The organism is Sorangium sp. So ce176 (assembly GCF_051519835.1).
GTDB classification, from domain to species: Bacteria; Myxococcota_A; Polyangia; order Polyangiales; family Polyangiaceae; genus Sorangium; species Sorangium cellulosum_G.
In genome coordinates this window covers 10835510-10860593 of the sequence record NZ_CP150371.1, presented here as the reverse complement: position 1 = coordinate 10860593, position 25084 = coordinate 10835510, and the positions used below count along the sequence as shown (strand labels likewise).

The window sequence follows — 25084 nt, the reverse complement described above, 5'->3', positions numbered from 1 at the left end:
GTAAACAACGTTCGAGAACACGCGCCGCGACAGGGATCGGCATCGAGCCGAGATGCGGACCCCTGCCGGGTTTCCTCTCCTGACGCCCGCTCGAGGCAAGGCGGCTCTTGCGCCGCGGCGCGCGGGCCGAGCCGGGGGATCAGGCGTCGGGGCGGCGCGGGGGCGGACCCCAGGCGACGTCGAGCCGGGTGAGCCCGCGCACGAGGAACGCCGGCAAGAAGCTCGGCGGCCCCTCGCCCGCGAGGCGCATGTCGGGGAGGCGCTCGCGCAGCACCTCGATGGCGATCCGCGCCTGCGCTCGCGCCAGCGCGGCCCCCGGGCAATGGTGGATACCCGACCCGAAGCTCATGTGTCGCTCGCCCGCCTTGCGCGCCAGACAGAACTGCTCCGGCGCTTCGAAGCGCTCCTCGTCGTGGTTCGCCGACGCATAGACCAGGTATACCCGCGCCCCCGCCGGGATCCGCACGCCCCCTACCTCGACGTCGCGCTTGCAGACCCGCGGCAAGCCGTTCACCGGGGGCTCCACCCGCAGGGCCTCCTCGACGGCGGCCGGGATGCCGGCAGGATCGCGCAGGATCGAGCGCCACGCCTCGCCGTCGCGGAGCAGGAGCCATACCGCCGTGCCGAGGAGGTGGGCCGTCGTCTCGCCGGCCGCGTCGATGAGGCTGATCACGAGGTTCATGATCTCGACGTCGCTGAGCGGCGGCTCGCCCTGGATCTGCACGTCGATCAGCGCGCTCACCAGGTCGTTGCGGCGCTCACGCCGCCGCGCCCGCACGAGTTCGATGATGTGATGCTGATACGCGGCGCGGGACCGCGCGCAGGCGACCTGCTCCTCCTCGGGCATGGGCCGGGTGACGAGCGCGACAGCGTCGTCGATCCAGCGCCGGATCTGCGGCAGATCGTCGAGAGGCAGGCCGAGGATGGGAGAGAGGACCAGGAGCGGCATCGGCTTGGCGAACCGGCTCACGAGATCCGCGCTCCCATCGCCGGCGAAGCCGTCCACGAGCTCGCCCGCAATCGCGCGGATGCGCGGCTCGTGGGCCGCTGTGCGCCGCAGATCGAGGACCTGGTTCACGAAGGCGCGCAGGCGGGTGTGCACCGGCGGGTCGTCATTGATGATCCGGCCTTCGATCGGATACCCCTCGGCGGCGACGAGCGCGGCCGCGGGACAGAGCTCGAGGCCGCGGAGCGCGCCGTGTGACGAGAAGTCGGCCGTGTTCCGCGCGATGCGCTGCACGTCTTCGAAGCGGGTGACCACCCAGAGATCGAGGACCGGGCTGTAGAAGACCGGCTCGCTCCGGCGAGCCCGGGCATAGAAGGGATAGGGGTCGTCCTTGTGGGGCGAGACGAACGGGTTGTAGGAGTCGCCGACGCGCGCCCCTTCAGGATTGGTGCTCATGGGAGGGCCATGGTATCACGCCACGCCCCGCTGTCGCTCCGCTGCGGGCGCCGACAGCCCCGCGGAATCACCTCACCACGTGGTCAACCAGGCTCAGGAGTTGGCGCCGGCGCCGGCGTGGAAGCAATGGCCACCGTTGTCCGGCGCGGCGTCGACGGGGACGGGGCGCACCTGCTCGTGGAAGAGCTCGACCTCGTGCTCCGGCGGGGTGATCGCCGCGAGGTGGATCCCGGTGACCGGCGGGACGAAGTGGAAGCGGTGCCCCCTGCGGTAGCGGGGGACGTAACTCACGATGATCCTCACCTTCATGGGCGCCTCCTCGGGAGCATGCGCCTCATCGGACCGGACCCGCGATGACGACGTGGCTCCGCGGGCGGCGGAGGTCCGATGAGGCGCGCTCAGAATAACGGGAGGCGGCGCGGGGCGATTCCAGCAGCGGGAGGAGCTACCGTGGAGGGACGGTGGTAGGAGAGTGCGGGAGCCGAGGAAGCGATGGGGCCCGGAGACAGAGGTCTCGCTACCGGGGTAGGTTCCTGGCTACACTCGAGCCAAGGACTGTGGAGGGCGGAATTTCAATGCGCGTTGATAAGATCAATCCATCCGGCGTCCATCAGACTCCCGGCTATCACCACGTCACGATCGTCGAGGCGGGCCGACTGGCCTTCCTCGCCGGCCAGTGCCCGCTCGACCTCGAGGGCAACCTGGTCGGCGTGGGCGACCACCTCGCGCAGGCCGACCAGGTGGCGGCGAACGCCGTGACCGTCCTGGCGGCGGTCGGGGCGCAGCCCGCCGACGTGGTGCGCTCGGTGATCTACGTGGTCAGCGATGACAACGAGGTGCTGGGCGCTGTGTGGCGGCGGCTGAACGACTCGGCGCTCGGCCCGGCCTTCAGCACGGCCAGCACCCTGCTCGGGGTCGCCTCGCTCGGCTTCACCGGCCAGCTCGTCGAGCTGGACCTGACCGCCGCCCTCCCCGGTTGATCCAGCGGCGCCCGGACCGGCCGGCTGCCGGGCGTCGACGTCGTGCAGGTGCCGAGGCGAGACGAAGAGTGACGGCCGTTCGATCGTAGACCCCTACGCCTGCCCCTGGAACGATGTTGAGCATGTCGTGGGCTTCGAGCCGAAAGTCCCCCTCCCTGCGCGAGAGCCACCCAACGAAGGGGCTCACCGCAAGCCTGGGCTCGATCCCGACCTGGATCCCGCCCACGCTCGCGCCGCCGCTGCCGACCCCGGGGGCGCCGACCTCGCCGCGCGCTCGCCGGGGGGTTCGCGAGCCCGTCGAGCCGCCGCCGCGTCACGAGCCGCCGGCGATCGAGGAGACGATCGCCTCGCCGGAGCGCGCGTGAACGGGGTAGAGTCGCGGTCGCGATGGGGCGCGTCACCTGGGGCGCAGGCAACGTGATCGACGTCGAGACCCGCAGGGGACTCTTCGTCCTCGCGCAGATGTGCAGGTCTCCCTACCTCCTCTTCTTCCGTCACTTCCGCCGGGATCGCGACTGGCAGGGGACACGGCTCGCCCCGACGGACATCCTGTTCTGCACGGCCGTGACCCGGCAGCTCCTCAAATCGAGCACGATCGGTCGGGTCAAGGGCGTGGCGCCGTTGAACGTCGACCTCCCGACCGTGTGGATCCACCCCGACGCGACGAGCCGGCGGGTGACTGTGTGGGAGGGCACCCCCCACGAGCGCTCGTTCATCACGATCGGTCGCGGCGGGGCGCTCGTGCGCAAGGACGTGAACCGTCACGCCGGAGGTCCGTTCAAGCATCCGAGCGGCGTTTTCGACGAGATCCTCGAGCCGTCGATCGCCGACATCGAGACGATCGAGGGGCACGAGCTCACCTCCCTCGCCGTCTTCCCGCTCCTCCAGGAGCGCCTGTTCCTCTGCCATGGCGCGGGCGAGAGCGTCGATCCCGAGAAGCACCTGCTCTTCGATCTCCCCGTGCCCCTCGCCTTCAAGCCCTATATCGCGCTCATCGCGGCGTCGACGGAGGAGGAGCGCCGCGTGTTGCAGCGGCGATACGTCGCCGCGTAGACCTCGCGCGTGCGCGGCCCCGCGTCGCGCGCTGACGCAGAATATAGGATCGACAACAATGCGCAACATGCCCAGCATTCACGCCGGAACGGTATCCATGAGCATCTTGCTCTTCTCTCGGATGGCCTCGGCGTGGACGCACAACGAGCACACGCGCATGACCGCGATGGCGCTCCGGGACGAGACCAGGATAGCCTCGCATGCTTTCCCCGAGCAATTGCACGTGCCGCCCCTCGACACGTCGGCGCGGCGAGCGCTCGCCTCGCTCTGGGATGCTGCGCGCAGGGCCGATCCTCTTCGTTCGAAGCGACTCTGCGCAACCATCGACAAGGACGAGCTCAGCGATGGGCACCCGCCTACCTGCATCAGCTTCGCTTCACTGCCCGCGTTCGCCGCGGATCACACATGCTCTGCGAGCGATCTGGGGAAGATGATCGCAGCGAAGGACAACTGGCCGCAGCAGGTGCTGGGCGTGGCTCAGCAGTTCGACATGAAGGTCCGCGACATCGAGATATCCGACGTCGGCGACGCCGAGAGGAAGGCCGAGATCGCCAACGCACGCCGCGATCAGGATCTTTACCTCTTGGCCGTCGACGATCAATACGTGTCACGCGCGAAGGACAACCGCTCCCACTTCCAGCTGTCGCGGAGGGCGAACGTGACGACGCTTGGCACCTATCTGGCGCAGGCGCTGGAGGCCGGGAACCAGATCAACAGCGCCGCGCTCTACGTCATCTATCACCAGCGTGCGCTCCGCTCCGCCGCCGCGGCAGCGGGCGCCCAGATGGCGGGCGATCTCGCGTGGTCCGCCGTGCTCAACGAAGCGTACGCGCTCCACTTCCTTCAGGACGCGTTCGCAGCGGGGCACATCGTCGGCGCGTCCGCGTCGAACGAGCCCGATGGACTTCGCCTCGGGACGCACGACTACTACTCTGGGCACGGTTTTCCGATGACGACCTGGACGGGCCGCACCTACCCCGGATTCGGAGACGGCTTCGCGACCGAGGATGACTACGTGCACACGGCGACGGCTGTCCGCGAGAGCCTGCGGCAGCTCGCCAGGGCGGCCGGGGCGGTGGGCCGCTGCTCGGGCGCCGCAGAGAACAGGGCAGGGCTGTGCGCCGACGAGCTCGCGGCGCTCAACGCCGTCGGCCTCCGCCAGATCAACAGCTGCGCTTCGGAGAACATCGTGCCGGCTGGCGTGTCTCGCTTCGCGGAAGCGCCCCTCGTCCACGAGGTCCTGATCCATACACCGGTCCCCGCGCTGCGGGAGCCGCCTCCGCCCATGTTCGTCGGCGAGAACGGCGTCTTCATGCTGGCAAGCGCCGCCGTCACGGTCGGCGCACCGCTGCACCGCGTCGAGCCTGGGGTCACGTCGGCCCGCTTCCTCGCCGAGACCACCATGACCCTCGGCATGGGCTTCGCGACCGACGGTGTGACGAGCGGCCACCGAGACAGCGCGCTGTTCGGTGGTCTCGTCGGGGCCTCCCAGATGCGCGGCAGCGGCTCGCGTCTCGGGGTGGGAGTGAAAGTCCGATTACCTTATGTGCTCTTTCCTGCGGATGTACCGCTCTGGCCGCTGTACGCGCTCGTGCGTGGCTGCGGATCGTTCAGCGCGTGCTTGGCCCATTTCGCCGAGCGGGGGACCCGTGCGTCCAGTCTACTCCCCCTCGGTGTTCTCCCCCCGATCGAGGTGCAGTTCACCGAGCGCACGACATTCAAATTCGATGTCGGCCGGGAGGTATCGGCGCTCGTGCTCTTCGATCCAGACGCAGGGGGCTACGCCGGCTGGGAAGTAGCGGTCCCCTACGCGACGTTCCGGACTCACTGGTTCGATCGCGACATCGCCGGCGACGATCTGCTCGGGATCTCGCTGCGATTCGGGGACGATCGCGCGTATGGCTGGTTCGTAGGTCCGAGCATCACGTACACACGCATCGGCCGCTGGTATACACGCTAGCGATAGCGAGGGTCAGCGCGAGAGCGCGCGGGCCAGGAGCTCGCGCAGCCGGCGCGGAGGACGCCCCAGGAGCTGCTCCAGCGTGGGATCGACGCGCGCGAACTCCCCCCGGCGGCCGGCGACGAACATGCCGAGGGTCAGGTCCTGGATGCGCTCCGGCACGCCCCGCGCGGCGAGGCTCGCGCGGTACGCGTCGTCGGGCACGGTGACGCGCTTCATGGCGCGGCCCGCGATGTCGGATGCGATCGCGGCCAGGTCGGCGAGATCGAGCGCCTCCGGGCCGGTGAGGGCCGGGGTCGGCCCCTCGAAGCGGGTCGCCTCCGCGGCGAGGACGATCGCGTCGGCCTCCGCGAGGTCCTCGCGCGCCGTCCACGAGACCTTGCCGTCCTCGGGCGCGACGAGCTCTCCGCTCGCGAGCGCGCGGCGCACGAGCTCGACCGCTGTCGCGGCGTAGAAGCCGTGGCGAAGCGACGTGAACGGCATCCCCGCGGCCTCGAGCAAGGGCTCGGTCGCCGCGTGGTCGTGCATCGGCGGGAACGCCGACGTCGCGCTCGCGCCCATGTGGCTCGTGTAGAGGACCCGCCGCGCGCCGGCCTCGCGCGCGGCCGCGAGGGCCGCGCTGTGCTGGGCGATCGGGTCGCCGCCCGACGCGCGGGCGTTCGACGACACGATCAGCACCTGCGACGCGCCCTCGAACGCGTCACGAAGGCTCGCGGCGTCGTCGAAGTCGCCGCGCCGGACGCGCACCCCGCGCGAGGCGAGGTCCTCGGCCTTCCTCGGATCGCGCACGCTGACCCCGATCCGGCCCGCGCCGACGCGCTCGAGCAGCCGCTCCACGATGCCCTGGCCGAGCTGGCCCGTCGCTCCGGTGACGATGATCATGAGACCTCTTCCCTGGTCGCGGACCGCCCGCATCGCGGCCCTGTTATCGATGATACATCGATCACGTTAGCACCGGTTCCTACAGCTAACAAGAATCTGCTATCGCCGCTAACAACGTCGCGGTAAGCAGGGACATGGGTCGGCCGCTGCCCCCCGTCGCCGACGACGTCGGCGGCCACGACGTCGTGCGCGCGCGGATCATCGCGGCGGGCGCCGAGCTCCTCGCCGAGGGCGGCCGCGACGCGCTGACGACGCGCGCCGTCGCCGCCGCCGCGGGCGTGCAGGCGCCCACGATCTACCGGCTCTTCGGCGACAAGGGGGGCCTCCTCGAGGCCGTGGCCGAGCACGGCCTCGCGAGGTACATCGCGCAGAAGAAGGCGCATGTGCCGCTCGCCGATCCGCTCGAGGATCTGCGCGCGGGCTGGGACTTCAACGTCGCGTTCGGCCTCGCGCACCCCGCGATCTTCGCGATCATCAACGGCGACCCGCGCCCGGGTCAGCGCTCGCCGGTCGTCGCCTCCGGCCTCGCGATCCTCGAGCGGCGGATCCAGCGGCTGGCCCAGGCCGGGCGCCTGCGGGTCCCCGAGGAGCGCGCCGTGAACCTGGTGCGCGCCTCCGGGGTGGGGACCGTCCTTGTCCTGCTCGGCATGCCGGAGGACCGCCGCGATCTCGGCCTCTCGGCCGCCGCGCGCGAGAGCGTGATCGCGGCGATCACGTCCGCCGAGCCGATCACGGGCCGTCCCGGCGCCGCGGAGGCGGCGATCGCGCTGCGGGCCTCGCTCGACGACGCCGCGGCCCTCACCCCGGGCGAGCGACACCTCCTCACCGAGCTCCTCGATCGCCTCGCGCGCTCGGGCGCGTGAGCTACGGGACCCAGCCCGGCAACGCGGCGGCCTGCTTCACCCACCTCGCCATCTGCGCCTCGTCGAGCTTGTCGCCCTCGTGGACGTCGATCCAGCGCGCTTCCTTGCTGCGCTGTCACCTTGACGTAGCGGGTCATGACATGGAACGACAGGAACCATCCCTGGCCCTCGACGCCGCACAACGGGGAGTTGTGATGCCCAACGACAGCGGGTGAGCCGCGCGCGCCGGCCGGCGCTCGTCGGCCCCAGCCGCCTGTCAGGCGCGCTGACCCTCAATAGGCCGCCCCATCCTTGTGCTGGAACTGCCACTTGCCGTCAGGCCCCATGACCGCCTTCAGATCGTCGTCCGGGTACGACCCGGAGTCGCCCGGCAGACGATCTCCGACCTCCAGGTACACGACATCCTCCGTCGACCGGTTCACCAGGTGATGCCCGTCGGGATCTCCCCCCTTGAACCCCATGCACATGCCGGGGTGGAGCGTTGTCTCTCCGGCATCGGTGATGAGGGTGGGATGGCCCGAGAGAATGTAGATGAGCTCGTCCTGGACCGAATGCCAGTGACGAAGAGCGGACATGGCGCCGGGCTTCAACGTCGTGCGGTTTACGCCGAGGTTCCTGAGCCCGAATATATCACCCAGGGCCTGCTTCTGCCGGCCGGCGACGCGCTCGGCGAACGGCTCCGGGTAGTTCGATGGTCTGGCGCGGGGAGGGACTTCCGAGGCGATCACTGGACCTGGCTTGGTCACGTGCCTTCTCCTTCGTTCTTGAGAGCCTCGGCGGCCTCGTCGGCGGCTGCGCCCAGGGGTGAGGATCGATGGGCCCCGACGTCGTCCTCGCCAGGCCTGGAGATGGCAGGCACCTTCGGCTTGCTCTCTGGCCCGCTCATGTGCGAGGTCCTGTCGGTGGCCGCGCCATTGTGCCACGTCGCGGGCGGGATCGGAACCCGGTCTGCTGGAGCGGCCGCTCAAGCCCACCTCCGCGCTCCGCGCCCGACGACCGGGACCGCGTCGGAGGCCCGCGGGGCTGGCTGCGCTGCTGCCGCGCTGCGTCCCAGGCGACGACCCCGCGGCCGTTGTCGTAGACTTCGGGACGTGCCCAGCTTCTCGCTCCTGGTGACCGAGCTCGTCAAGCGGCCTCCGAGCTCCCGCGCGCGCTCGCCGGCGCCTCGGAAGGGCGTGGAGATCGCGTGAGGGACAGGGAGGACGCGTGAGCCAGGACCCCGAGCTGCTGCGGCGCCTGCTGCGCGCGAAGGACCGGATGGACGCCGCCTCGCACGAGGAGTGGCCCGTCGCGCGGCTGGCGCGCGTGAGCGGCGTCTCCGAGGCCCACTTCGCGCGGTCCTTCAAGGAGGCCTTCGGCGTCCCGCCGCATCGGTACCTGCTCACGCGGCGGATCGAGCGGGCCACGGCGCTGCTCCGCGAGACCGACCTGTCCGTCACGGAGATCGCGTTCCAGACGGGGTGGAAGAGCCTTGGCACGTTCGGGCGCACCTTCCGCGACGTCACCGGGGAGAGCCCGGGCGTGATCCGGGCCCGCGAGAGGGCCGCTCCGCACGACCTGGAGAGCGTGCCCGCCTGCTTCCTGCGCGCCGCCCACCGGCCGGACCTCACGATCGCAGTTTCGGAGAAGCGACGGCAGGAGGCGGATGGTACGAACGGGTCAGACGAAACGGAGGTTCCATGAGCCAGGGTGTCGAGGTGGTCGGTCTGTACGTTCGAGATCAGGATGAAGCGCTCGCTTTCTACGTCGAGAAGCTCGGATTCCGCGTCCACACCGACGCGCGGGCCGGCGACTACCGCTGGCTCACCGTGCAGCACCCGGATCAGCCGTCCTTCCAGCTCGGCCTGTTCACGCCGGGGCCGCCGACGCTCGACGCCGGGACCGCGCAGGCGCTGCGCGAGCTCGTGGCGAAGGGCGCGATGCCGCCGCTCGTGCTGATGGTCGACGACTGCCGCGCTGCCTACGACCGCATGCGCGCCCGGGGCGTGGAGTTCACACAGGAGCCCGTGGATCGCTTCGGCACCGTGGACGCCGGCTTCCGGGATCCTTCGGGCAACGGGTGGAAGATGATCGAAGCGCGCCGCTGAGGCAGGCGGGGGCTACGCGCGCAGCTCGCTTCCGCAACAGATCACTTCCTCGCTCACTCAGGGCTCGTCTTCAGAGGAGATCCCCTTGAACTGGAACAAATGGGTCCGGCAGACCCACCGCTGGTTGTCGATTGTCTTCACCGTGGCCGTCATCGTCAACATCGCCGCCATGGGGCAGGAGAAGGCTCCCGTCTGGGTGGGCTTCCTGGCGCTGCTCCCGCTCATCATACTCCTGTTCAGCGGCCTGTACCTGTTCGTGCTGCCGTATGCCACGAACCGCCGCAGCGGGCGACACACCGAGTGAACGGACGGCTGGCCGCTCGACCCAAGGCCGCGTCGCCCACGCACGAACGGCGAGGCCGACTCCCCGCACGGGCCTGACGGACGACCAGGACTCCTTCGTTTCAGGCCCAACTGTCTATCCGGCAGCCCAGCGCACGTCAAATCTATACCACGAACTGCCAGGTCACATCACCGCTCTCGTGCCGTGTTTCGAGCTCTCGCACGCCAAGGAGCGGCAGCGTCCTGGTCCAGAATCGGATTGCCCGAGCGTTGTCATGGATGGCGCTGAGGTGCCACCGCCCTGGATACCGGTGGAGCAGCAGCTGGAGCGCTTGACGGCCCGCGCCGGTGCCACGGCTGCCGTGGATCAAGAAGAACTCCGCGATGCTGAAGTCGACGTCGTCCGGCATGTACCTGAACGGTCGCAGGCCAACACACACGAACCCGACAGGTCGGGTATCCTTTGCAATGACGTGCGTTCGCTGGAACGGCTGCATCGGGTCCTGCTCCGACCGCGGAGCTCGCAGGTTGCCGGGCGGCGTCACGCCTGAGACCCAATCGTCGACGATGTCCGGCTGCCATCGACCGGCCTCGTCCAGAACGTAGAAGTTCGAATCGAAGCCGGACAGCTCGTGGACATACATCGGCCAGACGTTGCGGAAGAACTCACGCGCTTCCCGCGTGCGCCATGCGTCAACGATGGAGATGTTCATCTCTTCCTCGACATGTGGTGACGGCGCAAGCCTGCCGAGCGGTCGGCGGGTCTCACCGTTCCTCACCGAGACGGCCCCGGAGGTACGCGGAGCGCGAGCCGTCCCATCCGCAGCGTGAACAGCGGCGCTCGACGAACGCGTGAGCGCACTGCGGGTACCCGTACAGGTGGTGAGCACACTCGGCGCAAAGGCCGGCCATCTGCGACGAATCGGCGAAGTAGGTGCTGCCGCATTCGTCGCAGGGGGCGCAGGCGCGCAGGCGTGGCGGCGTCTCGATCACGTTTCATCCCCCGCGCATAGATATATCGTGATTTCGAGCCCGATCCCAGCGCATCCGGCCGCACGAACGAGCTCGGAAGGGAAATACTCGGACTGCGTCAAGACATCGCGCTTCTCGATCGGAAAGTCGAGCCTCACGTCCTCGACCTCGGGCAAGGAGCTCAGCGTCGCGAGCTCCGCCTCGTGTACAGCCAGGAATGAGCATGCGTCCTGCGCTTGGTCCCGCAGCGTCCACGCCGCGTCGCTCACCGTCACGGTGAAGCCGGAGCGCGTGAGCTTCATCCCGTCCGGTTTCGCCATGAGGCGAGGCGTGCCCGCCAGGAATACGCTCGAAGGCCGGAGCTTCGACGTCCGAAGATAGCCCTGGGGGTCGAACCTCGACCCGCTTACACGGAGAACGCACATCGATGAGTCGCTGCCCGCCCAGGGATCTGCCGGTCTGCCGCGGCGCGCAGCGCTGTCGGCAGCAGCCGCTTGTTGGGCCCACCCCCGTGCTCGCGGATGGATGACGTGCTCATAGCTTTTGAGCACCGTGCAGCTTTCCGAGTCCGCGATCGAAGGTTCCAAGTGGAACGTGGCCCGCTGCGCGTGCGACTTCGAGGATCAAACAATCAGAGAAGCCCAGGCCAGGGTGCTCGCGGAACTGCGCGACAGCCGCCCTTACCACATCGGCGTCCTGGACCACCATACAGTTGTGGTCCAACAGCATCTCTACTCCGTTCCCGATCTGCTCCGGTTCGACGCCGTACACGGAGTCCAGGACCCAAACGGCTTCCATGAGCACGAGATGGGAGATCCATGCACCTGTTTGCACGAAGGCCTCGGCGGCAGCGAGTTGCTTTGCGTCGTCGCGTGCCAGCAAGCGAACGAGGACATTCGTGTCAACGGCGCGCATGGCGGGCCCTCATGCGCTGCCTGATGCCTTCCTTGAGATCCTCAAGGCTTCGCGGCTGGGGTTCCCGCGAGAACAGTGCCCGGTGAAGGTCCTCGAAGCTGTGCCGACCAACGCGCCGCACGGTGATTCGATCACCTTCGGCATCCCATTCCAAGATGGATCCCGGCACCAGTTCGAGGCGCTTGCGCACCTCGGCGGGAACCGAGATCTGCCCCTGAGCCGTGACCCTGGACTGCGCGAGCTTCATGCTGGCAAAGTACCATGGTAATGGGTCCCGGGCAAGGACGGTCGCTCGGCCCGCCGATGAGCCCGACCGGGGGCGACGACCCACATCCGCCCCACAGAACATCGCGGACGGTATGCTTCTCCCAGGATACCCCGATCGTACCGCCCCAGGGCCTCCGTCGACCCAACACGCGCGGTAGAAGCCCGTGTTGGGCGGCGTCCTCAGGCATGGGATCGGTTCGCCCAGCACACGTTGGAGCCAATCGAGGCTACTCGGCGGACCACCGGAACGAAAATTTATCCGCAGGAACGGTAAGACTCGCAAGGACTGGGGCGAGGGCGGGCCCGCCGACGCCGCGCAGCACGTTGACGATCGTACCGGCAACGAGTTGCTCGTCGCTCACAGCGCTCTTGCCTTTGAGCCAGTTCTGCGGGCTAAAAACCTTATTTGCAGTAGCAGCTTGCGTGACCGCCTGTTGAAGCGCCTGGTTGATGCACTCTTTGGCCTGCGCGAGGACCATAGGAGCAAACTGCAACGCGCCCATCGTGGAGGCAGGCAGCGGCACCTTGTCGGCCTGCTTGCTGGCATGCGCGACGAGTTGAGACACGACGAACAGCAGGTGAAATCGCGCCGCGCCGCGAACGGCCTTCACTGCCTCATTGATGTCGAGCTGCGCCCAGTTCTTATCAATCTCACCCAGCCATAAGCGCAGCGCGAGAATGGACTGCGGATCGAGATCGGAGTGAAACAGCGTCTTGTAGTGCTCATCGAATAAGCGCTTCTCGTTCGACGCGAGATTCGGTCGCTGGCACTGCCATGAGACGACCATACGCGCATACTCGGTCGCGTCGACGCACTTCGCCGGATCTTTGTCAGGGGGCCGCTCCTCGCCGCGCTTTGTTAAGAAATAACCGCCCGAAACGCCAGACTCGTAGCGCCGCTTGATGCTGCGCATGTACTTATCATTGCTCCGCAGGTCGCGCGGCTTCACCGCGCTCTGCGAGTTTGTATTGATGCTGATCGCGTCTCCGAGATCGTGCTGTGGAATTTCGTAGAAACGAAAAAGAACCGAGCCTTGAGGGCCACCTTTTTGCGCGACCTTACCCGACGTGGCATAGATCGTGGACAGGGACTGGCACCCATTGACCACCGAGAGCGCATCGACCTTGAGGTGCCGCCTGTCGCTCGACAACGTGAAGCGCTTGCACAGCGCGGTGATGCCGTTGTGAAAGAAGAAGAAGTATGGCGCCTTCTCAGAACTGGCGAGCGTGTTGCGCAGTTCCTTGTTGACCTTATTGCTGAGGCCAAGGCTCTGGCGAACGTTCCGTCGGAACAGCTTACCGTCCGCGATCCCAGGCAGCTTGAGGCACCGCTCGATCGGGAGCATCGCGAGGATGACGCGCACGTTCGTTTCGGTACTCATCAAAAAACGTTCGGGATCAAGCTCAATCTCGCAGGAGAGCTCAGGCAAATCGCGCTGCTCGGCCTCGGAAAGTCGCGTTTCCAATAACGCACTGTCGACGAGGGTGAGCGAGGCACTGAAATCCGCGTCGTCGTTCATCGCAGCCTTGCAGGCGTCGAAGTCGGTTGCTGCGGCCGGCGTCAAGCTCCCAGTCGTCAGCAACTCGAAGTGGACTTCGTAATCATCCTCTAGTGCTACGCGCATGGCCTCCAGCCGTTCCGCCAACCTCCCCGAGCACTCGAGCTGCAACTTCGGGAGGTTCTTGAGCCGCGTCCAGGCCATGGTCACTTCGCGGAGAGGAGTGGCGTCGATGGGCTCGGGCTTGACGAACTTGCCTTGGATCACGCGGATGCGTCGGTCCTCCCCGTCCTCCACGACGATCGCGTCGATCTGCTTGTCGTGCTGCCCGTCCGTGATCGCAGCCTTCGTCGCATGGACGTCGAGCTGCAAGACACGGTGGAGGTACCAAGCGACAAATCGCTGGCCATCGTTGGCGAAGTTATCTCGGTAGAACGTATTATCTGCTATTTCTGCGGTGATCTGCTGATGCATGCAGCGGGCCTCCCTGTGGCAGTTCGGATCAAAGTCATCTACAGCACATGCCGGGGCGCGCGTAAAGCCACGCACGCCTGCCGCATTGTCTCTCCGACAGGCACGACGAACAGCGGCGTCCCACGTCCTCCCACATCAGCCTGCGGCGCTCCGCCCGCCCAACGTCGCAATTGGCTGTGATGCACGACATATCTACGCAGCTTCGCAGGTAGGCCGCGAACCGTTGCCCTCTATCTCCACATTCCCGGGGACAAGTCGTCGCCCGCCATGGCATATCGCCGTGATCCCTCAGATAGGCCGCGACCTTCCGCGGCCTATCTGCACATCTCCGGAGATAGGCCGCCGCTGCATCCGGACGATTCAGACACTGCTCAGCCACAAAGACGTGCGTGCCACAACGATATGCGCCCACAGCATCGACCGCGACCCTCTCGGCGTCACCAGCCCCCTTGATCGCTGACCTCCGCCTCAGCGTGGACGCCTTGAGCTTCCAACCCCACCCCGTCGTGCCGCCCCCATTCATCATCGTGGAAAGATAGCGTACCTGACGGTCACCTCGCCTTGTCAAGGAGACCGATGCGGGAGCATGCGGGCTCCACGCCGGAGAGCGCGCGAACGGGCCCTCGATGCCCCGCCCCTCCGATGTGGACCCTCGACGCGGCCGGCGTGTTCCACCCGGTGGATTGAGCCCGATCCAGGCGCCCCCCGCGAGCTCGACGCCGTGCGCCCCCCTGCTTCCTCGACGCGACCGGCATCTGTCGACGCTGCGCCGGGAAGCAGCGGCGGGCCGGGCGCTCAGCGCTCCAGGAGCTCCGCCACCGCGTCGAGCACCCGCCGGTCCGAGAGCATCCAGCGGTGCAGCGCGACCGGCACGGCGCGCGTGGTGCGGGCGCCGGGGAGCTCGCTGGAGCGGGCGGGGACGATCATCACGTCGAAGGGCGTGTAGAGCACGTGCACCTCGACCGGACCCCAGGGGTCCGGATCCGCGGCGAGGTCGCGCAGGAGGGGGCTGTCCGGGCGCATCTGCCGCACGCCCTCGTGGGGAAGCCACAGGGCGTTGAGCGTGCCGCGGTGCGGGCCCGAGATGGAGACGAAGCGCCGGACGCGCGCGCGGCCGCGGCCGCGCTGGATGTAATAGCGCGTCACCAGGGCGCCCATGCTGAAGCCGACCACGTCCACCGGGCCGCCGGGCGCCCCGGCGAGCGCGGCCTCCACGGCGGCGTCGAGCTGGCCGGCGAGTCGCTCGATGGACACACGGCCGTCATTGGGGACGAGATCGAAGGCGCGGGCGCGGCCGACGCCGCGGGCTGCAAGCCCGGCGCGCAGGCAGTCGATGCGCGCGGCCGAATCCCAGATACCGTGCACCAGCAGGATGGGCGGCTTGCGCATGGTGTCGAAGCATAAGGCGCCGGCGGGCGGCATCAAGGCGGATACCTGGTCCGCCGTACCGCTGTCGCGGGGCCGCTCCCGGTGCATCCCGCGAGCGTCCCGCACCGCGCGCCGATGCACAGGCCGATGAAGCGGCTGGCTCGATGCTCGATCGTGGGTGTCGCTCCAGGGGAATCAGGGCATCGGGATGACGAACGTGGTGATGGAAAAGGCCGGCGCAGTGACCACCAGGCGATAGTCCTCGATCGCCATGTCGGGGAGCCGCTCGAGGTCCTCGGTGCGCGAGGTGCGGTGCGCTTCCGCCGCGAGGCCGACCGTGGGGAGCCGGGTGAGATCGAGCGTGTAGCCGCGGCTCGCGTCGCGGTCGCCGTTGCGGACCACGAGCGTGAGAGAGCCCCCGTCGGCGCTGACCGCCGCCACCATGTCCTCGCTGTCGACCTCGACGAAGGTGGCACCGGGTCGGATGTACCGGCTGAAGCCGGCGTGCATGTAAAAACGCTTGATGGGCGTGTACGTCTGATCCCTGTCGTTCAGCGTGAAGCTCGCCCAGCTCCGCGACGGATCGCCCGACTGCCAGTCCACCCAGGCCTCCGGCTTCAGGTCACGCAGGTCCCGGATGATGCGCTCCGCCATGAACAGCGCCGCGTCCGTGTCGTCGCTCAGGCTCTGCCCGAGCGGCCCCGACTCCGATTGCCACAGCCGCTTGCCGAGCTCGGTCGCGAGCCCCCGGAGCTCCTTGCGCTGGCTGCCCGCGTAGGAGTGGACGTTGATCTGCTGGAAAGCGGCGAGCGTCTCCGCGCCGAATGCGCCGAGGTTCCGGAGGGCGTCATCCATGCTGTTCTCGTCCGACGCGCTGACAACCGTGTCGCCGAGGCCCTTGCTGGCGAGCTGCTTGGCCACCTCCTGGATGATCTTCTCCTGGCTCGCCCTGTCGAAGTGGCAACCTTCCTGGGATCCGTTCGATTTCCACCAGTTCGCCTGAGGTTCGTTCAGCGGCTCCAGCGTGCGGAAGGTGATCGCGTGCTCGTCCCTGTAGTGACGCACGACCTCCGTGAGGTAGTGGGCGAAGTCGTCGTAGTGGTCGGCCTTGAGGTTGTCTCCGCCGTTCCCGCTGCCCGAGGCGCAGCCGCTGTTCGTCATCCAGTACGGGGGAGAGTTGGAGAACGCCTCGAAGATCAAATCCTTTCCGCGCGCCGCGATGCGCAGGAGGACGGCGCGCTGGTTGGCGTCGTTCTCCCACGTGAAGGCCCCGTCGGCGCCCTGGAACCCCGGCATCTCGCGATGCTTCTCCATGTGCTCGTGCGACGGGTTCTCCCCTCCACCGATGTTGTAGCGGAAGATGTTGTAGCCGAGGCCGCTCACCGGATCGACGACAGCGTCGACCACGGCATTGCGCCTGGCTTCGGCCCACCCGCCCACGTGATGGGCCCACCAGCACAGGCTCGTTCCCCAGCCCTCGAACGGTTGGTGGAGCACGTCCGTGTCGATCCTGACGAGCTCCGTGCCCGGAGCGGCGGTCACCACGGGGCGTGGCTCGCTCGGTGAGCCCCCGCTCCCACCCGTCGCGCCGGCGCTCGACGATCCGCGGCCCGAGCCCGTGGTCGCGCTGCCTCCCGCGCTGCCTCCGCTTCCCCCCTCGCCGCCGCTTCCCCCCTGGCTGCCGCTCCCCGCTGCCGCGGCATCCACGGAAGGGCTCGGATCGCTCGGGGAGCACGACACGGCCACGGCGAGCGCGGCGAGCGACGCGACGAGGGCTCGAATGCTCAGGCAGGTGCGTGCGGCTTCGGGGGGTGCTGTCTTGCGCATGACGACGTGCTGCCACTCCAGCGAGGCGCGTGCGGGATCGCCGTGGCCTCAGGACTTTCTCATTACCGGAGTCTCGTCGAACGGGCAGCGGCTTCTGCACCCGAAAAGTGCCTCCGACAGAGAGGGCATGGCGCTCGGGGCGCAAGATTGCAACGGACCTTCACCTTCCGCTCAGACCGCTCGAGAAGCGGAGGCGAGATGCTCGCCCATTCCTCGACCCCGCAGGCTGTGGCGTGAAGGCGGCCCCTTTGGTGCATGGATAGCAGGCCGCTCAAGGCGGCCGCCTCAATGCATGGATAAGCTGTTATTGTAATTCGTTTTTCCCAGGGACCAGATTGTGTAAGGAATCTCCGCCCAGCCGCTCACGGGTCGTCCCGGCGCCGCGGAGACGGCGATCGCGCAGCGGACCTCGCTCGACGATGCCGCGGTCCTCACCCCGGACGAGCGGTACCTCCTCACCGAGCTCCTCGATCGCCTCGCGAGCTCGGGTCCGTGAGCGGGCGTCCGGCGGCACCTGAGCTCGCAGCGCCGAGCCACCATGCCCGTCCGGTGCCACGCGCCGAGCCCGGTCCGCTGGCGGCATGCTGGCGTTGGACGATGGGCGGGGATGGCTCCATAGGAACGATGGGGCAGCAAGGCTGACTGCCCGAGCATCGGGCCGGCCCCACATCGTCGAGCTCTCTCGCCAGGCGCTGGACGGGCTCGACCGTCGGGGTCGCCACATGGCCCCCGTGATGCGGGCCGCCCGCCCGAAGCTGCTGTGCGATGCGGCAGCGACCGGAGGAGCTGCAATGAGCCGGGAGACCCTCGCTCCAGGGACGGTGTTCCAGAGCCGCTATGAGATCGTCTCGTTGCTCCGGGAGGGCAGCATCGCTGATGCCTACAAAGGGCGGGAGATCGCGAGCGGGCAGCCGGTCGTCCTCAAGGTCGTACGCCTGGTCCGGGACGGAGACCCAGCGGACCTGGTGCGGCGCTACGGCGTGCGGTTTTTACGGGGAATGCGCGTCTGCGCGCGTCTCCAGCATCCCAGCATCGTCCGGATCATCGCGTCCGGGCGAGGGGACGACGGGAAGCTGTATGCCGTCTTCGAGTTCGTGCACGGGCAGAGTTTGGCCGAACTGCTGGCCGAGCAGGGCGCACTCGAGCCGCCGGAAGCGCGGCACCTGATGCTGCGGGTTCTGGATGCGCTGGGCTTCGCGCACCGGCACGGCATCGTCCACGGGGACATCAGGCCGACCCACGTGATGGTAGCGCCCGCGGGGGCACTGCGGAACGCGCTGGTGCTCGACTTCGGCTTCGGCGCGTTCGCCGCGAGCGCGCGCGCCGGCCAGGCCGACGCCCTCGCCCACGGCAGGGAGATGCTCCTGGGCTTTCCGTCTTACGCAGCGCCGGAGCAGCTTCGGGGCTTCCCGCCGACGGCGCGCTCGGACCTGTACGCCTGGGGACTCGTGTTTCTCGAGTGCCTCACGGGCAGGCGTACGGGCTGCAGCAGCCCGCCGGAGGCAGGGGGTGTTCTGCGGGAGGACCGCGAGCCGGCGCGGGTCCCTGCCGCGCTGCTCGAGCATCCGCTCGGCGCGATATTGCGGCACGCGACGAACGAAGATGTCGCGGCGCGCGCCGTCACGGCCGACGACCTCCTGCGCGAGCTCGATGCCTGCCAGGTGGATGGGCTCCGCCGGGAGGACCTCATCAAACCAGACGCGCCGACGGACGCCGAGATGAGGCGAGAGGAGGGCCGGGGCGCGCGGGAAGAGGGGAACCGGGACGCCGCAAGCCCGGCGCCGCGGCCGCCGGCGTACATGAGCTCGTCCAGAGCTTCCGTCACTTCCGTTGAAGAGCGCACGCTCGCGTTCGCCCACACACCTCTCGCTGAACACGCGGGAAGCGCGATTCCCGACGAGGGAGCGCAGGGAGGCATGCCCGCTCCCCCGGAGGCTGCGGCGAAGCTGGCGGAGCCTCTCGTGGACCCCCTGCTTCCAGCCGCCGGCAGCACGATCAAGCATTACGAGATCATCCGCAAGCTGGGCCAGGGCGGCATGAGCGTCGTGTATCTGGCCCGCGACCCGAGGCTTGGTCGCCTGGTCGCGATCAAGTTCCTCCTCAAGTACAGCGGGCGTGGGATCGAGCGATTCCTCGCCGAGGCGCGGGCCACGGCGCGCTGCCGGCACGAGAACATCGTGGTCATCTACGATGTGGATGAGATTCGTGGATACCCGTACCTCGTGCTCGAATACATCAAGGGTCCCACGCTGCGCAGATGGATGCACCAGCGCGAGCACCAGAGCGCGCACGAGTCCCCCGGTGCCCACACGCCGCCCGGCCCACCGGTGCCCGACGTCGTGATCCAGCACATGATTCCTGTCGTTCGCGCGCTGGTCTGCGCGCATGAGCTCGGGATCGTACACCGCGATCTGAAGCCGGAAAACGTCCTCCTGGATCACGCCGGCTGCATCAAGGTGCTGGATTTCGGCATCGCCAAGCAGATGGAGGCCAGAAGGGTCGCGACGATCACGGGCACGCGGGCAGCGCTCGCCGGTGGCGCTGGCCAGCCTCGGAAAAGTGCGCCCCTCGGCACACCCCGGTACATGTCGCCCGAGCAACTGCTGGGCGGTGGCGTCGATCATCGCACCGACCTCTGGGCCGTCGGCATCATGCTCTACGAGCTGCTCACAGGGAAGCACCCGCTGGACCCATTCTCGTTCGCACGGCTCTCGGCCATCGTCGATTTCAATGTTCCCATGCCCAGCCTGAGCGAGAGCCGCCCAGAATTGGAGGCGCTTGGCGCGCTCGTCGACCGTTGCTTGAGGAAGAGCAAAGACGAGCGCATCGGCTCGGCCCGGGAGCTGCTCGCCGAGCTCGAAGCGCTCCTGCCTGGCCGAAGGACGCCCCAGTTGGGCGATGAGGAGAGCCCATTCGCCGGACTGTCCCCATTTCAGGAGGCGGACGCGGCGCTCTTCTTCGGCCGCGATCGCGACATTGCTGCCCTGGCGGCACGGCTGCGCAACCAGCCGCTCCTGGCCGTCGCCGGGCCTTCCGGAGCGGGCAAATCATCGATCGTGCGCGCGGGCGTGATCCCGGCGTTGAAGGCATCCGGGGACCGCTGGGAAGCGTTCGTCCTGCGCCCGGGCCGCCGCCCCCTGTCCGCGCTCGTCGATGTGCTCGTGCAGGTCGCCGAGGCGGAGGCCGCGAACCGGGCGGCGGCGGGAGCTGGGGCAACGACGGACGCGCCCGAGATCCCCGATCACGACGGGCTGGTCGCCACCCTGCGCACCCAGCCAGGCTATCTGGGTGCCCGGCTGCGCGCGCGGTGCCGCCGTGGCGGCAACAGGCACCGCATCGTGCTCTTCGTCGATCAGTTCGAGGAGCTCTACACGCTGGGTGCGTCTTCGGAGGAATGGGCGGTGTTCGTCGCCTGCCTGGAAGGTGCGGCCGACGACGCCTCGTCGCCCCTGCGCGTCCTGCTCGCCATCCGCTCGGACTTCCTCGATCGTGTGGCTGATGATCGCGAGTTCATGGTCGACGTGATCCGCGGGCTCTGGTTCCTGCCGCCCATGGGGCGCGACGGCCTGCGCGAAGCCTTGACGCGGCCGCTCGAGGCGGCCGGATATCGCTTCGAGGCCGCGGAGATCATCGAGCACATGCTGGGCACACTCGAGAGGACCCGCAGCCCCTTGCCGCTTTTGCAGTTCACGGCCACGAAGCTGTGGGAGGCGCGCGATCGCGAGCACCGGCTTTTGACCCGAGACAGCTACGAGCAGCTCGGCGGCGTCGCCGGTGCCCTGTCCGCTCACGCGGATGCGGTGCTCTCGGCGCTTCCATTGCGCGAGCAGCGGCTGGCCCGGGCGGTGCTCCTGCGCCTGGTCACGCCCGAGCGCACGCGCGCGGTGGTGAGCCTGGACGAGCTCCGCGAGATCGCGCCGGACGGCGCGGGCAGCGCTGGCGATGCGATCGCGCAGGTGGTCCAGCACCTGGCCGGCGCGCGGCTCCTGCTCATCGAGACCGGCGTCGAGCGCGAGGGCGCGATTGTGGAGCTGGTCCACGAATCCCTGATCGAGAGGTGGGCGAAGCTCAAGCAGTGGTTCGCCGAGAACGAGCAGGACGCGCAGTTCCTGGCCAGGCTACGCGCCGCGGCTGAGCAGTGGGAGGCAAGCGGTCAGGCTGATGGCTTGCTCTGGCGCGATCGCGCCGCCGAGGACGCCCGGGCGTGGCTCAAGCACCGCCGCGCTACGCAGGGCGATGAGTGGCGCTTCGGCCACGGCAAACGCGAAGAGCGCTATGTGCTCGCCGTCGTGGCGTTCGCCCAGCGCACGCGCCGCATTCGCTGGCACATCGTCACGGGCGCGATCGCTGCGCTCACGGCGATCGCGCTCATGGTGTCGTACCTGACCGCGCGCGCCGACCAGCGGGCGAGGCGTGCGCAGGCGGAGGCACTGCAAGCGCGCAACGCCACCAGCATGGTCACGGCGCGTGAGCTGCAGGCCGATCCCACGAGCGCACTCGCGATCTTGCGCGAAGTCGAGCCGCCCGACGTGCCGCGAGGGTGGGACGTCCTCGCCCGCTCGGCGCTGTACGGCGGGGTCGCTCGCGCGGTGCTCAGCCATCCGGATGCGGTCTTGTTCGCGAGCTATAGCCCCGACGGCCAGCGCGTTGTCACCGGGTCGTTGGACAAGACCGCACGGGTGTGGAACGCCGACGGCACGGGCGAGCCCCTGGTCCTTCGCGGTCACGACGATCTCGTCTTCTCGGCGGCGTTCAGTCCTGACGGCAAGCGTATCGTCACCGGGTCGTCTGACAAGACCGCGCGGGTGTGGAACGCCGACGGCACGGGCGAGCCCCTGGTCCTTCGCGGTCATGAGGAGCGGGTCATCTCGGCGGCGTTCAGCCCCGATGGCAAGCGCATCGTCACTGCGTCGTGGGACGACACCGCGCGGGAGTGGAACGCCGACGGCACGGGCAAGCCCCTGGTCCTTCGCGGTCACGAGGATCGGGTCTACTCGGCGGCGTTCAGCCCCGATGGCGAGCGCATCGTCACTGCGGCGTGGGACAAGACCGCGCGGGTGTGGAACGCCGACGGCACGGGCAAGCCCCTGGTCCTTCGCGGTCACGAGGATCGGGTCTACTCGGCGGCGTTCAGCCCCGATGGCAAGCGCATCGTCACCGGGTCGTATGACAACACCGCGCGGGTGTGGAACGCCGACGGCACGGGCGAGCCCCTGGTCCTTCGAGGCCACAAAGATGGAGTCTACTCGGCGGCGTTCAGCCCCGATGGCAAGCGCATCGTCACCGGGTCGTATGACAACACCGCGCGGGTGTGGAACGCCGACGGCACGGGCGACCCCCTGGTCCTTCGCGGTCACGAGAATTTGGTCGACTCGGCGGCGTTCAGCCCCGATGGCAAGCGCATCGTCACTGCGTCATTGGACAAGACCGCGCGGGTGTGGAACGCCGATGGCACGGGCGACCCCCTGGTCCTTCGCGGTCACGAGGATCGGATCTTCTCGGCGGCGTTCAGCCCTGATGGCAAGCGCATCGTCACCGGGTCGTATGACAAGACCGCATGGGTGTGGAACGCCGACGGCACGGGCGAGCCCCTGGTCCTTCGCGGTCACGCTGATCGGGTCTTCTCGGCGGTGTTCAGCCCCGATGGCAAGCGCATCGTCACTGCGTCGTGGGACAAGACCGCGCGGGTGTGGAACGCCGACGGCACGGGCGAGCCCCTGGTCCTTCGCGGTCACGAGGGTGAGGTCTACTCGGCGGCGTTCAGCCCCGATGGCAAGCGCATCGTCACTGCGTCATTGGACAAGACCGCGCGGGTGTGGAACGCCGACGGCACGGGCGAGCCCCTGGTCCTTCGCGGTCACGAGGGTGAGGTCTACTCGGCGGCGTTCAGCCCCGATGGCAAGCGCATCGTCACTGCGTCATTGGACAAGACCGCACGGGTGTGGAACGCCGACGGCACGGGCGAGCCCCTGGTCCTTCGCGGTCACGAGGATCGGGTCTTCTCGGCGGCGTTCAGCCCCGATGGCAAGCGCATCGTCACTGCGTCGTGGGACAAGACCGCGCGGGTGTGGAACGCCGACGGCGCGGGCGAGCCCCTGGTCCTTCGTGGCCACGAGCAATGGGTTCTGGGGGCGGCGTTCAGCCCCGATGGCAAGCGCATCGTCACCGGGTCGTATGACAAGACCGCACGGGTGTGGAACGCCGACGGCACGGGCGAGCCCCTGGTCCTTCACGGCTCCGACTCCCCGATCACCGACGTGGCATTCAGCCTCGATGGCAAGCGCATCGTCAGCGCGCACGACGACAAATCCGTACGGGTTTGGACCGATCTCGAACCGCTCCGCGGCGTTGACGACCCGAAGCTGTGGACCGCAACCACCTACTGCATGCCTGTCGAGCGGAGGATCAAGCTCCTTCGGGTGCCCGAAGCCATGGCCCGCGCGAACCGGGAAACTTGCCTGCGCCGCGTCGAGATGGCCCACGCGGCTGCCCTGGAACCCCAGCCGGACTCCAAAGGCTCCCGTTCCCCGCAGTAGAATGCGAGCCAGGTCGATGGCACCGAGTCGCCCGCGTACCCCACGCCCGGCTACCGGCCGACCTGCCGCGGCTACAGGTCGGCACCTCGGCCCCCTCGCCGGACGACGACCACCGGCGAGGCGCCTGCGGCCACGACCCGTACGGGCGCCCGTACCCGCGCCAGCGCAAGCACTGGCTGGGCGAGCTCTTGACGTCTGACGACGAGGGCGCCGCAGGGCCCGCTCAGCGCGCCGGCGACCGAGACCTGTCTTTTTTTATCCTCTCGATGATCCGATCCGCGTTATTCTTGTCCTGCCTCAGCAATCGAATCTCCTCTTCCGACAGCGAGACTTCGGTGATGTACATGGCCGATGAGCCGTTCAGGATGATGGCTTTCACCTCATCACCCCGAGATTCGATGCAATAGTCCCAGGGCTTCTCCGCAATCACGCTCATGTGTTCGACCTGATGAAGACCAGCTCCTGTATAGCTCCCCGCTGCAGCTCGCTGCACCACGGCTTCGCGCGATCCAGGGTGGCCCGGTGAGGATCAGCCGCCGCTCGCAGGTGCCGCCGTTCGCTGTCATGGAGGTGCTCGCCGCCGCCAACGCGCGGCGCGCGGCGGGGGAGCCGGTCATCAGCCTGTGCGCGGGCCAGCCGGGCTCAGGGGCGCCCGCCGTCGTGCGCGAGCGGGCGGCCGCGCTCCTCGCGGGCGGCGACCTCGGGTACACCGAGGCGCTCGGCATCCCGGCGCTGCGCCTGGCGCTCGCCGAGCACTACGGCCGCTGGTACGGCGTGGACATCGACCCGTCGCGCGTCGCCCTCACCACCGGGTCGTCGGGCGGGTTCCTGCTCGCGTTCCTCGCGGCGTTCGAGCCGGGCGACCGCGTGGCGCTCGCTCGCCCGGGCTACCCGGCGTACCGGAACATCCTCCGCTCCCTCGGGGTCGAGGTTGTCGAGCTGCCGTGCGGCCCGGAGAGCCGCTTCCAGCCGACAACGTCGCAGCTCATGGCCGCGCACGACGGCGGAAAGCTCGACGGCCTCATCCTGGCCAGCCCGGCGAACCCGACGGGCACCATGATCGACGCCGCGGAGCTCGACGCGATCGCGCGCTGGTGCGCGGCGCACGGCGTCCGGCTGGTGAGCGACGAGATCTACCACGGCCTCACGTACGGCGCGTGGGCCGGGCGCCAGGCGACGGCCGCGCGCCACGTCGGCGCGGGCGCCATCGTCGTCTCGAGCTTCTCGAAGTACTGGGCCATGACGGGCTGGCGCCTGGGGTGGCTCGTGCTGCCGCCGGAGCTCGTCCCGCCTGTCGACGCGCTGGCAGGGAACCTCGCGCTGTGCCCGCCCGCCCTCGCGCAGCACGCGGCCCTCGCGGCCCTGACCCCGGAGGCGTACGCCGAGGCGGACCGGCTGGTCGAGGGCTACGCGGCCGCGCGCGACCTGCTGCTGCGGCGGCTGCCCGAGCTCGGCTGGGAGGTCGCCCCGCCCGACGGCGCCTTCTACCTGTACGCCGACGTCGGCACGGACGACTCGGTCGCGTGGTGCGAGCGGCTGCTCGCCGACACGGGCGTGGCGCTCACGCCGGGCACCGACTTCGACGGCACAGGCGGCGCTCGGTACGTCCGGCTGTCCTTCGCGGCCCCTGTCGAGCAGGTCGACGAGGCGGTGACGCGGATCGTCGCGTGGCAACGCGCGCGCTGACCGACGAGGGGTCACCGCCGGCTGCCTCCCG

The 25084-nt window shown here is 68.8% G+C and carries 22 protein-coding genes; 10 read left to right on the top strand and 12 right to left on the bottom strand.

Annotated features, from left to right (window positions below):
• Positions 1-139: 139 nt before the first annotated feature.
• Positions 140-1402 carry a cytochrome P450 gene (locus WMF42_RS41045; protein WP_437688508.1) on the bottom strand — a complete coding sequence of 421 codons (1263 nt, stop codon included), beginning with the start codon at positions 1400-1402 and terminating at the stop codon, positions 140-142.
• A gap of 93 nt (positions 1403-1495) precedes the next feature.
• Complete coding sequence (locus WMF42_RS41040) at positions 1496-1711, bottom strand: hypothetical protein (protein WP_437688506.1); 216 nt, start codon at positions 1709-1711, stop codon at positions 1496-1498.
• Between the two features lie 266 nt (positions 1712-1977).
• Between WMF42_RS41040 and WMF42_RS41035 the strand changes: the two genes are divergently transcribed.
• The 4 genes from WMF42_RS41035 to WMF42_RS41020 all read left to right on the top strand — a co-directional run bounded on the left by WMF42_RS41035 (position 1978) and on the right by WMF42_RS41020 (position 5395).
• Entirely contained in the window at positions 1978-2382 is a 405-nt protein-coding gene (locus tag WMF42_RS41035; RefSeq protein ID WP_437688504.1) for a RidA family protein, read from the top strand.
• A 122-nt stretch (positions 2383-2504) separates the two neighbouring features.
• Entirely contained in the window at positions 2505-2747 is a 243-nt protein-coding gene (locus WMF42_RS41030; protein ID WP_437688502.1) for a hypothetical protein, read from the top strand.
• 22 nt (positions 2748-2769) lie between these two features.
• Positions 2770-3435, top strand: coding sequence for a hypothetical protein (locus tag WMF42_RS41025; RefSeq protein ID WP_437688500.1), 666 nt, complete (start codon positions 2770-2772; stop codon positions 3433-3435).
• A gap of 58 nt (positions 3436-3493) precedes the next feature.
• Positions 3494-5395 carry a hypothetical protein gene (locus WMF42_RS41020; RefSeq protein WP_437688498.1) on the top strand — a complete coding sequence of 634 codons (1902 nt, stop codon included), beginning with the start codon at positions 3494-3496 and terminating at the stop codon, positions 5393-5395.
• A gap of 12 nt (positions 5396-5407) precedes the next feature.
• On the opposite strand, the gene WMF42_RS41015 is transcribed toward WMF42_RS41020, so the two are convergent.
• A complete protein-coding gene (locus WMF42_RS41015) occupies positions 5408-6277 on the bottom strand; it encodes an NmrA family NAD(P)-binding protein (RefSeq protein WP_437688496.1) in 870 nt (289 codons plus the stop codon).
• Positions 6278-6411: 134 nt separating this feature from the next.
• Here WMF42_RS41015 and WMF42_RS41010 point away from each other — a divergent pair, with 134 nt between their 5' ends.
• The gene (locus WMF42_RS41010) at positions 6412-7140 is read left to right on the top strand and encodes a TetR/AcrR family transcriptional regulator (protein ID WP_437688494.1); all 729 of its coding nucleotides are present in this window, start codon (positions 6412-6414) and stop codon (positions 7138-7140) included.
• Positions 7141-7412: 272 nt separating this feature from the next.
• Here WMF42_RS41010 and WMF42_RS41005 read toward each other — a convergent pair whose 3' ends face one another.
• Positions 7413-7886: a cupin domain-containing protein gene (locus WMF42_RS41005; RefSeq protein WP_437688492.1), complete on the bottom strand. Its 474-nt coding sequence runs from the start codon at positions 7884-7886 to the stop codon at positions 7413-7415.
• Positions 7887-8397: 511 nt separating this feature from the next.
• Here WMF42_RS41005 and WMF42_RS41000 point away from each other — a divergent pair.
• From WMF42_RS41000 to WMF42_RS40990, 3 genes are all read left to right on the top strand, one after another.
• Positions 8398-8823 (top strand): helix-turn-helix transcriptional regulator, encoded by a 426-nt coding sequence (locus WMF42_RS41000; RefSeq protein WP_081426453.1) that lies wholly within the window; start codon positions 8398-8400, stop codon positions 8821-8823.
• The gene (locus WMF42_RS40995; RefSeq protein WP_061608066.1) at positions 8820-9227 is read left to right on the top strand and encodes a VOC family protein; all 408 of its coding nucleotides are present in this window, start codon (positions 8820-8822) and stop codon (positions 9225-9227) included. Before WMF42_RS41000 ends, WMF42_RS40995 begins: the two co-directional genes overlap by 4 nt.
• An 85-nt stretch (positions 9228-9312) precedes the next feature.
• Positions 9313-9531 (top strand): hypothetical protein, encoded by a 219-nt coding sequence (locus tag WMF42_RS40990; RefSeq protein ID WP_061608067.1) that lies wholly within the window; start codon positions 9313-9315, stop codon positions 9529-9531.
• 142 nt (positions 9532-9673) lie between these two features.
• Here the strand turns inward: WMF42_RS40990 and WMF42_RS40985 are convergent, their stop codons facing one another.
• From WMF42_RS40985 to WMF42_RS40955, 7 genes are all read right to left on the bottom strand, one after another.
• Complete coding sequence (locus WMF42_RS40985; RefSeq protein ID WP_437688490.1) at positions 9674-10222, bottom strand: GNAT family N-acetyltransferase; 549 nt, start codon at positions 10220-10222, stop codon at positions 9674-9676.
• Between the two features lie 276 nt (positions 10223-10498).
• A complete protein-coding gene (locus tag WMF42_RS40980) occupies positions 10499-10783 on the bottom strand; it encodes a hypothetical protein (protein ID WP_437688488.1) in 285 nt (94 codons plus the stop codon).
• Positions 10784-11015: 232 nt separating this feature from the next.
• The gene (locus WMF42_RS40975; RefSeq protein WP_061608070.1) at positions 11016-11396 is read right to left on the bottom strand and encodes a PIN domain-containing protein; all 381 of its coding nucleotides are present in this window, start codon (positions 11394-11396) and stop codon (positions 11016-11018) included.
• A complete protein-coding gene (locus tag WMF42_RS40970; protein WP_061616985.1) occupies positions 11383-11643 on the bottom strand; it encodes an AbrB/MazE/SpoVT family DNA-binding domain-containing protein in 261 nt (86 codons plus the stop codon). Before WMF42_RS40970 ends, WMF42_RS40975 begins: the two co-directional genes overlap by 14 nt.
• 247 nt (positions 11644-11890) lie before the next feature.
• Entirely contained in the window at positions 11891-13636 is a 1746-nt protein-coding gene (locus WMF42_RS40965) for an AIPR family protein (RefSeq protein ID WP_437688485.1), read from the bottom strand.
• Positions 13637-14431: 795 nt separating this feature from the next.
• Positions 14432-15025, bottom strand: coding sequence for a lipase family alpha/beta hydrolase (locus WMF42_RS40960; protein ID WP_437688483.1), 594 nt, complete (start codon positions 15023-15025; stop codon positions 14432-14434).
• A 174-nt stretch (positions 15026-15199) separates the two neighbouring features.
• Positions 15200-16549, bottom strand: a complete 1350-nt coding sequence (locus WMF42_RS40955; protein ID WP_437688481.1) for a glycoside hydrolase family 30 protein — start codon at positions 16547-16549, stop codon at positions 15200-15202.
• A gap of 1073 nt (positions 16550-17622) precedes the next feature.
• Here WMF42_RS40955 and WMF42_RS40950 point away from each other — a divergent pair.
• Entirely contained in the window at positions 17623-23367 is a 5745-nt protein-coding gene (locus tag WMF42_RS40950) for an nSTAND1 domain-containing NTPase (RefSeq protein ID WP_437688479.1), read from the top strand.
• Between the two features lie 223 nt (positions 23368-23590).
• Here the strand turns inward: WMF42_RS40950 and WMF42_RS40945 are convergent, their stop codons facing one another.
• Positions 23591-23803: a hypothetical protein gene (locus tag WMF42_RS40945; protein WP_437287249.1), complete on the bottom strand. Its 213-nt coding sequence runs from the start codon at positions 23801-23803 to the stop codon at positions 23591-23593.
• 86 nt (positions 23804-23889) lie between these two features.
• On the opposite strand from WMF42_RS40945, the gene WMF42_RS40940 reads away from it, so the two are divergent.
• Positions 23890-25053: a pyridoxal phosphate-dependent aminotransferase gene (locus WMF42_RS40940; RefSeq protein ID WP_061608073.1), complete on the top strand. Its 1164-nt coding sequence runs from the start codon at positions 23890-23892 to the stop codon at positions 25051-25053.
• Positions 25054-25084 lie beyond the last annotated feature (31 nt).